The sequence below is a fragment of the Streptococcus sp. A34 genome (assembly GCF_043674115.1).
GTDB lineage: Bacteria > Bacillota > Bacilli > Lactobacillales > Streptococcaceae > Streptococcus > Streptococcus suis_V.
Map to the genome: position 1 here is coordinate 1 of NZ_JBIMJM010000006.1, position 13,406 is coordinate 13,406.

General features: G+C 40.3%; 14 protein-coding genes and 1 pseudogene. 2 read left to right on the forward strand and 13 right to left on the reverse strand.

Going from position 1 to position 13,406, the window contains the following annotated elements; all coding sequences use genetic code 11:
• Window positions 1–186, forward strand: a 186-nt coding sequence (locus ACHBGV_RS02890) for a transposase (protein ID WP_394735612.1), incomplete at its 5' end; no start/stop codon positions are given.
• A gap of 100 nt (window positions 187–286) precedes the next feature.
• Here the strand turns inward: ACHBGV_RS02890 and lacG are convergent.
• From lacG to ACHBGV_RS02955, 13 genes and pseudogenes are all read right to left on the reverse strand, one after another.
• Window positions 287–1,693, reverse strand: coding sequence for a 6-phospho-beta-galactosidase (lacG, locus tag ACHBGV_RS02895; RefSeq protein WP_024410489.1), 1,407 nt, complete (start codon window positions 1,691–1,693; stop codon window positions 287–289).
• 235 nt (window positions 1,694–1,928) lie between these two features.
• Window positions 1,929–3,608: a lactose-specific PTS transporter subunit EIIC gene (locus ACHBGV_RS02900; protein ID WP_002941140.1), complete on the reverse strand. Its 1,680-nt coding sequence runs from the start codon at window positions 3,606–3,608 to the stop codon at window positions 1,929–1,931.
• A complete protein-coding gene (locus ACHBGV_RS02905; RefSeq protein ID WP_003048451.1) occupies window positions 3,608–3,925 on the reverse strand; it encodes a PTS lactose/cellobiose transporter subunit IIA in 318 nt (105 codons plus the stop codon). Before ACHBGV_RS02905 ends, ACHBGV_RS02900 begins: the two co-directional genes overlap by 1 nt.
• 130 nt (window positions 3,926–4,055) lie before the next feature.
• Entirely contained in the window at window positions 4,056–4,889 is an 834-nt protein-coding gene (locus ACHBGV_RS02910; RefSeq protein WP_024418732.1) for a PRD domain-containing protein, read from the reverse strand.
• A gap of 188 nt (window positions 4,890–5,077) precedes the next feature.
• Entirely contained in the window at window positions 5,078–6,055 is a 978-nt protein-coding gene (gene lacD, locus ACHBGV_RS02915; RefSeq protein ID WP_394735613.1) for a tagatose-bisphosphate aldolase, read from the reverse strand.
• 1 nt (window position 6,056) lies between these two features.
• Window positions 6,057–6,989, reverse strand: coding sequence for a tagatose-6-phosphate kinase (locus ACHBGV_RS02920; RefSeq protein WP_394735614.1), 933 nt, complete (start codon window positions 6,987–6,989; stop codon window positions 6,057–6,059).
• Between the two features lie 9 nt (window positions 6,990–6,998).
• Window positions 6,999–7,514, reverse strand: a complete 516-nt coding sequence (gene lacB / locus ACHBGV_RS02925; RefSeq protein ID WP_002941130.1) for a galactose-6-phosphate isomerase subunit LacB — start codon at window positions 7,512–7,514, stop codon at window positions 6,999–7,001.
• Between the two features lie 26 nt (window positions 7,515–7,540).
• A complete protein-coding gene (lacA, locus tag ACHBGV_RS02930) occupies window positions 7,541–7,963 on the reverse strand; it encodes a galactose-6-phosphate isomerase subunit LacA (protein ID WP_002941127.1) in 423 nt (140 codons plus the stop codon).
• A gap of 204 nt (window positions 7,964–8,167) precedes the next feature.
• Window positions 8,168–8,935, reverse strand: a complete 768-nt coding sequence (locus ACHBGV_RS02935; protein WP_253214600.1) for a DeoR/GlpR family DNA-binding transcription regulator — start codon at window positions 8,933–8,935, stop codon at window positions 8,168–8,170.
• 137 nt (window positions 8,936–9,072) lie between these two features.
• A complete protein-coding gene (pezT, locus tag ACHBGV_RS02940) occupies window positions 9,073–9,831 on the reverse strand; it encodes a type II toxin-antitoxin system toxin PezT (protein WP_172094904.1) in 759 nt (252 codons plus the stop codon).
• Window positions 9,831–10,307 carry a type II toxin-antitoxin system antitoxin PezA gene (gene pezA / locus ACHBGV_RS02945; protein WP_394735615.1) on the reverse strand — a complete coding sequence of 159 codons (477 nt, stop codon included), beginning with the start codon at window positions 10,305–10,307 and terminating at the stop codon, window positions 9,831–9,833. The genes pezT and pezA overlap by 1 nt, the downstream gene beginning before the upstream one ends.
• A 115-nt stretch (window positions 10,308–10,422) precedes the next feature.
• Window positions 10,423–11,619, reverse strand: a complete 1,197-nt coding sequence (locus ACHBGV_RS02950; protein ID WP_105123018.1) for an iron-containing alcohol dehydrogenase — start codon at window positions 11,617–11,619, stop codon at window positions 10,423–10,425.
• Window positions 11,620–11,756: 137 nt separating this feature from the next.
• Window positions 11,757–12,116: pseudogene (locus ACHBGV_RS02955) on the reverse strand (CHAP domain-containing protein); the annotation flags it as partial.
• Window positions 12,117–12,566: 450 nt separating this feature from the next.
• Between ACHBGV_RS02955 and ACHBGV_RS02960 the strand changes: the two are divergent.
• A complete protein-coding gene (locus ACHBGV_RS02960) occupies window positions 12,567–13,331 on the forward strand; it encodes an alpha/beta fold hydrolase (protein WP_105161021.1) in 765 nt (254 codons plus the stop codon).
• Window positions 13,332–13,406: the final 75 nt, after the last annotated feature.

Genomic DNA, 13,406 nt, shown 5'->3' on the forward strand with positions numbered 1-13,406 from the left:
ACTTACATCACGAACGCCATGGAGCTTCCATATTCCAACGCTAAACTGGAAGCGACCAATAAACTCATCAAAGACATCAAGAGGCAAGCGTTCGGCTTTAGGAACTTTACGAACTTTAAAAACAAGATATATATTTCTTTGAATATACAAAAAGAGAGAACGAATTTCGTCCTCTCTAGGTGTTAGCTTTTCACCTACCCACTACAGTTGACAAAGAGCCATAAAAACTGCCTCCCTTATATGAAAACAAGGATGCTAACTTGAGCTAGGCATCCTTGTATTAGTTTTATTCAATAACCTGTGTTTCTGCTACTTTTTTATACCAATAAGCACTTTTCTTTGGATAGCGTTCTTGGGTTTCAAAGTCAACATAGAACAGTCCATATCGTTTCTCGTATCCATTTGACCAAGAAAATACATCCATCAAGGACCAGATGAAATAACCTTTAACATTGGCACCATCTGAGATAGCATCTGAAATCACTTCTAAATGCTTTTTCACATAATCAATTCGACCATCGTCATAGACTGTACCATCTACAAATTCATCTTTATAGCCTAGACCATTTTCAGTGATGTAGATTTTCTTATAGTTTGGATAGTCATTTTTCACACGCATGATTTGGTCATAAAGGCCTTGCGGATAGATAATCCAATCCCAGTCCGTTTTTGGAATATCGACTGGAGACTCTCTACGACCGACTCCTTTGATTTGATACTTAGAACTTCCCTTTTCACCTTTACCATTATGGATAATTTCAGTCTCACCGTCATGAGCCCTCATCCAATCACTCATATAGTAATTGATGCCCAAGAAGTCGTTCAAATCTTTTGCAGCATCTAAGGCCGCGAAATCTTCATCACGAAGGTCTAATTCTCCACCATTCACTTTCAGAATATGTCGAACGCCTTCAAGTGTTTTTTCAGAATAGTAACCCAAGTATGTAGCATCGAGGATAAATTTATTATGAATAATATCTTCTAGTTCCGCTGCACGAACATCGTCAGGATTGGTTGGATCATAAGGATATTTCGTTGGCAATGCATGTACAACACCAATTTCTCCGCTATAACCAGCATCCTTGTAGAGCTTAACTGCCTTGGCATGTGAAACCATCATATTGTGATGAGATTGGAATACTTTAGCTAAATCATACTGAATACCTGGTGGGAACTTCCCAACAAGATACTGACCGTCACCAATTGGGCCGATTTCATTAAAGGTTGTCCAGTAATTAACTTCAGGGAATTCTTTGAAACAAAACGCTGCGTAATTGACAAAGTGCTCAATGTTTTCACGATTTAGAAAGTCACCATTAGAATGCAATGTTTCAGGCGTATCAAAATGGTGAAGCGTTACAAATGGTTCTACGTGACGTTTATGGCATTCCGCAAATAATTTATGGTAATACTCTACTCCCTTTGGATTCACTTCTCCAAAGCCTGTTGGGAAGATACGAGACCACGCAATTGAAATACGAATGCCATTCACACCAAACTGTTCACTTAGTTCTAAATCAACTGGATAACGATTATAAAAATCAGAAGCTGGTTCCGCAGTGTACCAGTAATTATCTTCTAGATACTTGTCCCACGCAACACGACCTTTTCCATCCGTCTGTGTAGCACCCTCTGCTTGATATGCAGCAGTTGCTCCACCAAATATAAAATCTTTTGGTAATGTTTTAACCATATGCCTACCTTCTTCTATCAAAAATAAATAAAGGGGTAGGAGTTGGAGATTTATTACTCCCTCCCCTTTTGATTAAGAACCTGTATTCACAAGTGAAGTGCTTGTATATAAGAGATAGTTTTTCGCTAATCAAGGCAGTTTTTTGAGGGAATACTGACTGTATTTTGAAAAAAACTAACGATGAGTAGCTGAAAAACTAGCCTTAGATGGGAGTGCTGAACTGTGAATACAGGTTCTAGAACTGTTGTTTGACAAAGTCAAGAGCACCTTGACCATCACGAGTGAGTTTAATGTATTGAGCCCCTTCAGTTTTGGCAAGTTTAATGCCCAATGCATCAGTTTCTTGTTTTATATCATCGTAGTTCGATGCCACTTGAGGTGCAAGGATAACTAATTGATATTCTGGCAAAATCTCACGGTGAGCACCATAGCTTCCTGCTGTCGCTGTGACTGGAACGCCGTATTCCTTTGCAGCTTTAGTTAAAGCGTTGGCAAGCAACCCACTTGTACCGCCTCCTGCACAAAGTACCAGAACGTTTGTTTGTTCAGAAATTTCAGTATCTACTGCAGCTTTTTCAAGGATAGCATCCGCCTTAGCAGTATTAAAGTTAGCCGCCACTTTCTCTTTCAAGCTATTTTCAACTTTCCCTGATTGTTCTTCAGCAAGAATTTGCTCATCGTAAACTTTCAAGAATGGATAATAGATAAGTACATCGACAACTACCAATAAGATAGCTAGTGCAAAGGCAAGTGGAGCAAAGTTTGTCCCCATTACAATCCCCAATGGTCCTGGAGTTGTCCATGGCAAGTTAACGCTGAAACTGTTCATTTTTAGCGTATCAACAAAGAATTTGAAAATCCATACGTTAGCAATTGGAGCTAAGATGAATGGAACAAAGAATACTGGGTTGAGTACAAGTGGTGCACCGAACAAGATCGGTTCGTTTACACCAAAGAAAGTTGGAACAACTGAAGCACGTCCAATTGCTTTATTTCGTTTAGACTTAGTCAACCACATAAACATGAATGGCACAACCAAGGTAGCACCTGTACCACCCATTGTCACGATAAACATTTGAGTACCTGAAGTCAGGATTTTGTCCGCATGTTGACCCGCCTGTAGAAGCTGGAAGTTGGTTTCAATATTGGCATAAGTAATGGCTGCAATTGCTGGTTCCACAATAGATGGACCATGAATCCCTACAAACCAGAACAAAGCATAGGCACCAAAGATAATGGTAATACCAACATAACCATCTGCGGCTGTAAATAGAGGCTCAAATAATTTCAGGATCGCCTCAGCAACGTTTGTTCCAAGGAATTGACGTGTCACAAGATCAATTCCATACAAGACAAAGATAGACAATGCATATGGAATCACATCTTTAAATGCCTGGGATACGTTCGGTGGAACTTCGTCTGGCATACGAATGGTAACATTGTTTTTCACACAGACCTTATAGATATTAACCGTAATGAAGGCAGCTAGAAAGGCTGTCAAAAGTCCCTTAGTTCCCATGTAACCATTGGCAAATCCACCTTCAATACCATCAGAAGCCAGTAATAGGAAACCTGAAATTGAAGCAATCATGGTTGAAATGAAGTTGATTTGATTGGTTTTTGGCAACTGACGGTTAAACGCATCTGTCAAAGATTTTGCGGTCGTTCCTGCAACTAAGACAGCTACAATACCCATTGTATAACCGTAAGGTTTCATGATAGCTGCAACTGCTTCATCTGACCAAGTAAAACCAAAGATATTAGGCACGAAAGCCACCAATAGAAAGATACTTGAGAACAAGATAACCGGCATGGCAGCAATAAAACCATCACGGATAGCCCTTAAATAAGGGTTTCTCGAAATCTTTTCAAAGAAAGGCTTCCCTTTCTCAATGAATTCAATCAATTTATTCATTACTTGTCACCTCGTTTGTACAGTTCAATCATATGACTCATCATATCTTTCAATAATAATGTTGTCATGAGATGGTCTTGACCATGCATAAGTGTCACACTAAAGGCTAAATCCTCACCAGCCGCTTCTTTCTGCAACAAACTTGTCTGAGCATGGTGGGCTTCAACAATACAAGCATTGGCAGCTTCAACTAGTTCTTCTGCTTTTGCGTAATCACCTTTTTGAGCAGCAGCCAGTGCCTCCATCAAACGAGAACGAGCATCACCAGCGAATGCAACAATCTCAAAACCTAATAACGTAATTTCTTCTCTGTTCATAATATGAACCTCCTATTTTTTATGTACTCAATGGAAATACCATTCAGACTAGGCGACGAAAACGTAGATAGAACTAAAGTTCATCAAGTTGAGGCAACAACGTCTGAATTGGATTTACGAAGAGTATGATTTACAATAACCGTTGAATATGTAGTACAATATAGAACCTTTCACTATCATTTACAGGCTCATCAACCAATGATGTAATCATCTCAAAAATCTGACTTCCAACCTGATGGGCTCTTGGATTCTGGAGCTTGATGTACTGTTCCAAACTAGCAATCGATTCATTTGACTGATGGGATCTATCTAAGTAATTCAGAAAATAGGACAAATGAATCATAAAGCGATCATAAAAATTACTATTTTCTTTTGTCCGTTTAATCCCATTCTCTATCAAAATTTGTTCAACCTCAGCAATAATTTTCTTACTGATGTCATGTTCTTCACTTGTGGGATGAATTGTTTCACCTTTTGCATTGATTAAGTGAAGTGCAATTTTACCAATCTCATCATTTGGAAAATCATTTAGCAACTTTTCACGAAACATAGCTAAGGCTTCACGCGCCATTTTATATTCCAATGGATATTCGGCTGAAATATTGGGTAGTCTACTTTCTTGATAGGTATTCTTTAAAACCGCTTGATATGCACAATAGATATGATCTGTCAGTGTCACATATAGATATTCTTGTACAGGGTAATGATAAGTTTCTACCAGATGATTAATAACCGTGTAGGTTGCCGAAATAAAATCTAAGGGAATATCTTTTAATAAGGTTAGAAAATTTTCTTTGGCTTCATCATTTTTCAGTGAAAAAATATTTTCTATCTTATCCTTAACAATCAAATCTCCCTTTTTCTTTTGAAAGGTTATACCTAATCCCATCACGACTGCCTGTTCCCCATGTTCATTTTTCACCAGGGCAGCGTTATTATTTAGTGACTGTATAATCCTAAACATATATCCCTCCTATATTTTTAAGCAAAAAAAGACTACAAACAAACCGAGAATATCCTACTCTCAAATTCATTTGTAGTCTTGCCTAATCGAATTAGTTACAATCCACTCTATTCTTACTGATGAGATTATTATAGCATATTCTCAAAAAATGTAAACCCTTTCTTTTAAGAAAATGGTAATTTTTTTAATTATTTTTCTAGCCAAGAAGTTGCTGTTTGAGACAAAACTGCATCAAGTCCCTCAATATTTTCACGACCAACAGTTCGTAACCATTCTCGTGCTGCTTCTTCACCTTGCTCAATATAAACAGGCACAACTCCAGCCCATGTTGCACGACCGCAAAGAACACCGTTAAATTTTGCACCTGCTTCATGAGCAAACACCAGAGTATCTTGGAAGAGTTTAGCTGAAACACCTGCACTTAGATAAATGTATGGCAAATGAGTTGATGCTTCTTGTTGACGGAAATATTCAGCTGCTTCTTCTTTTGTATAGACGACTTCCCCTGTTCCAAAGCCTTCTACAAAATTCATATTCACAGGTACTTCTACCTTGAGAACATCCACTCCAAAGCGTTCATCCGAAAATACTTTCATAGCATCATTTACTTTTCGAGGTTTGACTTTTGCAAATTCCACACTGGCATTGTCTTCAATCGTTTCATCGTAGCTCAAAATTTCCAAAAAGAATGGTAAACCTTCAGCCTGACATTCTGAACCCAAGCGTTCAATATAGGCCTGTTTTTGAAGATTGACGTATGAATCTCCATCCACATCATAATAGAGTAGGAATTTAATGGCATCTGCACCTTCTTCTTTTAGTCGTTTCACAGACCACTCTACTAGGCAATCTGGTAAGCGACTAGTAGAGCTGGTATCATAGCCAGTTTTTTCATAAGCCAAAAGCAAACCGCACTGTTCGTCACGGGCGCGTGATGCTGGCAAACCAAATTCAGGATCTAACAGAATTGAGGAAGAAAACTGTGTTAATTCCTCTGAAACTAGTTTCTTTAGTTCTTCCATCTGCTCCACAGTAGGTTCTTCTACCTGATGTTTTGCCATCATTTTTTTCAGGGCTCCACGTTGGTCAAAAGCTAAAGCTGAAATAATACCTGCTTCATTGCTTACTTTTTCCATGTATTTTCTTTTATCTGCTGTTGCTACCATATTATACCTCTTCGACTTCGATTTGAGAATACAACGATTCTGCATTTTCTAAATTGACGTAACCTGTCTGTTCTTCTTGGGCATTTAACATGCCTAAAACATTAGCATTTTTTAATAATTCTGCTTCAGGTAAAGCATGTACCAAACCTGCTGCAATACCTGCAACAGTTGAATCTCCTGATCCTACTGGATTGACGACTTTGATTTTTGGAATTCTGACACGATAGAACTTGTCATTGTGCTTGGCAAAAGCCCCCTGTGCCCCTAATGAGACGACTATCCAATCAATTCCTTGGAAAAGTTGATCAGACAAAACTGATTTTAACTCTTGAATATCATCAGTAACTTCTTTACCAATCAGTTGTGATAACTCCTCTGTATTCGGCTTAATAACTGTCGGCTTCTGCTGGCTTTCTAAAACGTTTTTCAGCGCCTCACCAGAACAATCCAGAACAACAGCCACACCGCATTTTTTACAAAGTTCAATTATTTTAACATAGTAGTTGCTAGCAAGTCCCTTAGGCAAACTTCCTGAAATGACAACTACATCTACATTATTCAGGATGATTTCAAGATGTTCTATAAAATTCAAGGCTTCATGTTCTTGAATAGTTGGTCCTTGTTCTAAAATCTCCGTCTGTTTGCCATCATGAAGAACCGCAATACAGTTACGTGTTTCGCTCCCAATTTCCACAAAGGAATTTTTAATATCCTTTCGAGTGAGTTGTTTCTTTACATAACTTCCAATCTCACCGCCAATAAAGCCTGTTGCTACAACATCTTCACCGATTTGTTTCAAAACTCGTGTGACATTGAGCCCCTTGCCTCCAGCTGTTTTTTGAACTTTTTCTACTCGATTGACCGTATCCAAATGAAAGGTATCCAATTGATAGGCAATATCAACGGACGGATTTAATGTGATCGTCAAAATCATGTGAGCCTCCTAGTCGTGGTATTCTCCACGATCCCACTTTTCAAGAAATTCCGTAAAGAACTCTGGATTAGCCTGCTCTTGATTGAGCGTTTCAACTGCAGCAATCTTTTCAATCAAACGTTTGTTTGCTTCAGTTGGTTTGTATTCTGCTTTAATGAAGGCTTCAATGATGTCGCACATGAGCAACTCACCTGTAATCTTTCCTCCAAAACCAATGACGTTGGCATTTAACTCTTCTTTTGCATAGAGTGCAGAGGTCATATCACGAACCAGGGCTGATCGAACGCCAGGTACCTTGTTTACAGCATTGTTGATTCCAACACCTGTTCCACAAATACAAATTCCCAAATCTGCTTGTCCGCTTGCAACAGCTTCACCAACTTTTTTACCAAAGATTGGGTAATGAGTACGAACATTGTCATAAGTCCCAAAGTCCAATACTTCATATCCTTGATTTTTCAAATAATCTACCACAGCGATTTTTTCATAGGTTACAATGTGGTCACAACCGATTGCAATTTTCATCTCTTATTCTCCTTTGTTTACAACAATTAGCACATTTTATTTAGCATATCGACACGAATTTGGTGACGGCCACCATCATACTCACCTTCAACAAATCCTTTAACGATATTTTTAGCAATGCCTTCTCCTACAATCTCACTACCGATTGTAATAATACGCGAATTGTTGTGGCCTCTTGTCATATAGGCAGAACGTTCGTCTGAAACTTCTGCAGCGATCATGCCTTTGACTTTAGTTGCGGTCATAAATGGACCAACACCATAAGCATCAATCACAATGCCAAGATTTCCTTCCTCTTGATTAACTTCTGCAACTACCGCCAAAGTTGTATCAACAAAATCACTTCCATCACTGACATCTTTAAAGTCATATGATTTTTCTAGCAAATAATCTTTAATAACGTCTTTTAGTTTTGAACCCGCTGGATCAGCACCGATAATGATTGTCATAACCTATCTCCTAACAAAAATAGAAAGTTGTAGCCATATTTGGCAGAAAATCTTTGTTTTGCAAAACTTAGAAAAGCGTTTTCGCTTTTTATGTTTAAATTATACAACCAAACAAACATAAAGTCAACATATTTTGTTTTATTTTTGTTTATTTTTTTCGTATACAAACAAAAAACCAACATTTTGCTGTTGGTTTTGATAACTTTATGATTTTGTAGAAATAATTTCAATGTGATTACTTAATAATTGGTAATTTTCATCCTTTGCATTCATATCTGTCACTAGAGCAGTTACATCATTCAAATCACAAAAAGAAGTAAAATCATCTTTTCCAATTTTCGAGGCATCTAGCAGTAGATATTTTTCTAAAGAATGTTTAATGGCAATATTTTGCGTATAGGCTTCGGCTAAGGTAGAGGTCATGACATCAGTCCCCTTAAGTCCGTTACCTGAAAAGAAAATCTTGCTGAATCGCATTTTTTCCAAACTTGTATTGGTAATTTCTCCTACAAAAGATTCTGTCACTTGGCGATATTCTCCCCCCAAGAGAAAGACTTGAAAATCCTCTGTCTTCTTTTGTGATAGGATGGTAAAAACAGGCATACAGTTGGTGATGACCGTTAGGCGAGGATTTTTAATGGCCTCAGCCAGAAAGGCCACTGTTGTTCCTGGACCTAAAAATACCGTGTCTCCATCTTCTATCAGTTGTGCAGCCCTTTCCGCTATCTCTTGCTTGGCTTCCTTATTCTGAATGTGTTTCTCAGAATGGGAATATTCCCGATATTGAAAAGCCTTATTACTTCTAGCACCACCGTGAATTTTTGTTAAGACACCTTGCTCTTCCAGTTCAATAAAATCACGTCGAACAGTCATATCAGTAACATTTAGCAATTCAACAATCTCAGAAATTCGAACTGTGCCTTTTTTGTTTACCAATCGTGTAATTTCTTCTAGTCGTTCTCGTTTATTCATGTTTAATCCTTTGTTGTTTTTTTACATTATATCAAAAATAAACAAGAATATGTTGGAATTTTGAACAATTCAAACCACCCATTCGATAATATAATGCGAATTACTGTTCCTAGAAGAATTCTCAATTAGAAAATTAACTACTTTTTAAACTCCCTCAACCGTTCCTGTCCAAACTTCATCATCTCTTCCTCTACCTTACTCCATTTTCCAAAGAGACACTCTTGTAACACTTCTGCTGCTGAACCTTCATCTGTTTCAGAATCATAGACACAAGTTCTATCTCTTTGGTAAATTTGAATTCGTTCAAAGAGTTTCTCACTTTCTAGCTCCCTCAAGTTATCCACCAAGTTCTCTACAATCCCATCATGGTGTTCTTTTGGTGTTACTCTGGCCTGATTGGGATCGATGGCATAAAGTTCTTCGTAACGAATCAAGGTGCTGAGATAGGACAATTCTGGTTTGGTACCAATGACAGCTAAGGAAACTTGGAAGCCTTTTGATGCTAATAATTGAGCAGTCTGACGAGGAACTTTAGTGGTTCGTAAAGTCCCTTCAATTAACAAATGATAACCACGTTTACTGAGTTCATCAACCAGATGTTCTACCATCTTTCCTGCAAATCCCTTGGTATAGTCCACGCTGTCCTTGCCATACTCTTCTTGCAGGGCTAAGTAGTTGGGATGCTGAGAACGGCAGCTATCACCATCGATGATAATGATATTACCTTGAAATTCTTTTTGCTTGATACGATGAATAGTCGTCTTACCAGCCCCGCTTTGTCCTCCAAGCAAGATAGCTTTCGATCGATCTGGAATCATCTTTCCTCGGGTTAAAGCCCGAATGGTTCGCTGTAAAGCCTTCTGAAAGTCAGCCTCACTAAATTCTTCCAATCTCATTAAGCCACCACCCGATGATGCACCATCTCTAACATCCGCTCAATACCATCTAAATAACCATTGTAACGCTCGATTTCATCGAAGGTATCGACAAGGTAAATTTTCGTATTGATCAATTCAGCCAAGTCATCACTCATCAAAATCCAAGGATTCGCTTCATCATCAAAAGCAATCTCTTGACTATCCTGGTATCTATAAAGCTGTGATAAAATGGCTGCTCCACGTTCTTTTATCACTTCTATTCTTAAAGTCAGTTGGTAATCTTCAACAGGTGTTAGCATCTTATCCTCCCCTACAATATCGACATAAGAGACGTTAAATTTTTGACAAATACGATCGATGAGTTCTGTTGAAACTTTACTAGTTCCATTTTCATAACGACTCAGGCTATTGCGTGAAATCCCCACCATTTTCGCAAATTCTGGTTGTGTTAAATCGTGTGTCTGGCGTAGTGATTTTATATTGTCTCCAATCATAGCCTTTCCCCCTATTCTTAGTTTTATTGTAACACAAAACGCACCAAATTTGGTGCGTTTTTAATCGATTTTTTTCACAAAATAGCTCTCGTGCTCTTTTTAAACCTACTTAGGCCTAAAACTCCTCCATCTCCACAAAGGAGGCAAGAATAATCTCTTCCACATGGTCCACTGAAAGAGTCACAAAAACATTTCCATCCAAGCGACCATGCAACACAGCCTGCTCGCTCATTTCTCTCACCAAATCTTGGACTGGGATACCTACTTCAGGCAAGGTCATCGGAATTTCCATCTCATTTTTGAAGAAATGGTAGGTTTTCTCAATAGCCTGTCTAGCCAATTCTTCATCTGAACCTTCTGTCAGTCCCCAAACATTGCGGGCATAAGTTGCAAATTTCGCATGTGTCGTCGGATCAGTATCAACACAGAATTTCATCCAGCGCGGTGTCAAGACAGCCAAACCAATACCGTGCGTAATATCATAATAGGCCGACAATTCATGCTCGATAGCATGGCAAGTCCAGCCGCCCGCACGTCCACTAGCAACCAAGCCATTCAAAGCCAGGGTCGAGGTCCAAAGCAAGTTGGCACGCGCCTCATAATTTTCTGGTTCTGCAAGAGCCACCGGACCATGTTTGATGGCCGTCTTCAACAAGCCCTCTGCAATGCTATCCTGAACATCCACTCCAACTGTGCGATTAAAATATTGCTCAAAAAGATGGCTCATCATATCCGCCGTACCAGCTGCCGTCTGCCATTTTGAAACCGTGTAAGTCAAGGTCGGATCTAAGAAAGAGGCCCGCGGAATGAGCTCCCAGCCACCTGTACCCAATTTTTCATTGGTCTCCATATTGGAAATCACAGCCCCACGGTTCATTTCTGTACCAGTTGCCGCCAGCGTCAGAATATCTACAATCGGAACTGCCTGGCCAATCAGGCGAGGATTTTTGACCAAATCCCAGGCATCACCATCGTAATAAGCTGCCGCAGCCATAACCTTACTGGCATCAACGACTGAACCGCCACCGACAGCCAAAAGCATGTCTAGGCTATTTTCGCGAATCAACCTTCCACCTTCACGGACTGAATCAATCCGCGGATTGGGCTCGACACCTGCCAGCTCCACCCACTCAAAATCATTGTCTTTCAGCAAGGCCGTAACCTTATCATAGAGACCAGAACGCTTGATGGAGCCACCACCGTAGACCAAAAGTACCTTCTTGCCGAATTGTTCCAAGACCTCTGGCAATTCAGCTAAGCGGTCACGTCCGAAACGGATGTCTGTCGGAATCTGTAAACGAAAATTATTCATCATGTCTCCTTTCAACGACGAGAAATGTATAAATTAGTGAAAACGCTACACTCTTAGTATATCATTCTTGGCTCCAAAAATCAGCTGCTGTAGATAGGAAAGCAAAAAGAGGCCAAGACCTCTTTCCTATCCCTTACCTAAGCATCCGCTGGTGGGTAGATATAGCTAACCGTACCTGCCCCGGTAGTCGTCGGGTTAAACCATCCACGGTAGTTTCCAATGGACATATTGCCATTAAAATTCGATTCCATCACCTGAATGGTCCCGTCTGCTGCTACGTCTGTCACATAAGCCACATGTCCATAGCCACCATCTGTCCATACGATAACGGCACCTACCTGAGGAGTTGTCCCAACCGTATAGCCCTGAGCCGCAGCACTTGCTGCCCAATCACCTCCATTGCCCCAATAGTTACCGACCCATGGCGCTAGCTCCTTTACACCCCAGGTACATTGGCCGACTGGATAGGTGTTGGCAGTATAAGTAGCCGTTACAGCGGAACTATAGGTCGTCGAGGCTGTAGAGACCGTCTCCGAAATGACAGCGCTACTGCTATCAGCCACTCCAAATGATTGGTAGATTGGAGCTGGATGTTCTCCCAGATAGCGCGGACCATAGGAATCAAAGGTATCTGCACTAGCCGAGGATTGTCCCAGCATGGCCATACCTGCAACTAAGCTTGCAGCGATTCCCAATTTCAACTTCTTGTTTGCAAAAAATGTATTCATTTCAATACTTCCTTTCTTCTAGAACCTATATTCCCAAGCGAAGCACATTTATATAAAAAAATAAAGATGCCGAGCTATAAAGGTGGGTTCGGATATTACCCTATCTATCCTAAGACAGAAAGCTTGAAGAAGCCTTAAATAAATATGACAACTGTTACAGCTGACTCACAAGCAGATGACAAACATGTTATAATGGAAAAAATGATTGGAGGAAAGTTTATGAAACATATGGTCTTGATTCACGGAACCTGGTGCGATGGGGCTGTCTGGGGAGAATTTGCCACAAAATTAGAAAAAATGGGCATCATTGTTCACACGCCTAGCCTGCGCTACCACGACTTACCCTATGAGCAAGTGATGGAAAAGGTTGGTGCCGTCAGCCTGACCGACTACGCTGATGATTTGGTTGCCCTGGTCGAAAGTCTGGAAGAGCCTCCTCTACTACTAGGGCATTCCCTTGGCTGTCTCTTGGCACAAATGGTCGCCGAGCGCACAGAAATCGCCGGCATGATTCTCATGGGACCTGCCCCTACTGCCGACATCTTTGCCCTCTATCCGACCATGATTCGTTGTTTCATCCGCCACTTCCTGCGCTGGGGCTTCTGGAAAAAGCCCATGCCACCATACAAGGATGAGTTTTTCACCTATTGCCTCAACGTCCAGGACCCTAGCCTCAAGGAGGATATCTTCAAGACCCTGGTTCCTGAATCCGGCAAGGTTTACACTCAGATGGCCTTTCCTTTCTTTGACAAAAGCAGAGCAGGCTATGTGGATTTCAGCAAGATTTCGGGTCCAGTCCTGGTCATCACGGGAAGCGAGGACAAGATGACCGTATCCGCCATCGCCAGAAAAACAGCTCAGAACTACGCCGAATCAGTGCTCGTATCCCTAACAGGAGCCGACCACATGTACGAATCCGGCAAATTCCAAGACAAAACCCTCTCTGTTATCCGCGCCTGGTTGACCGAGAAGAATTTCATCTGATTCCCCACACCAATTGCGCTTAGGTTTCTCAAAAATATAGTAGATTATTTGATGGTTTTAAAGTATAATAAGCTA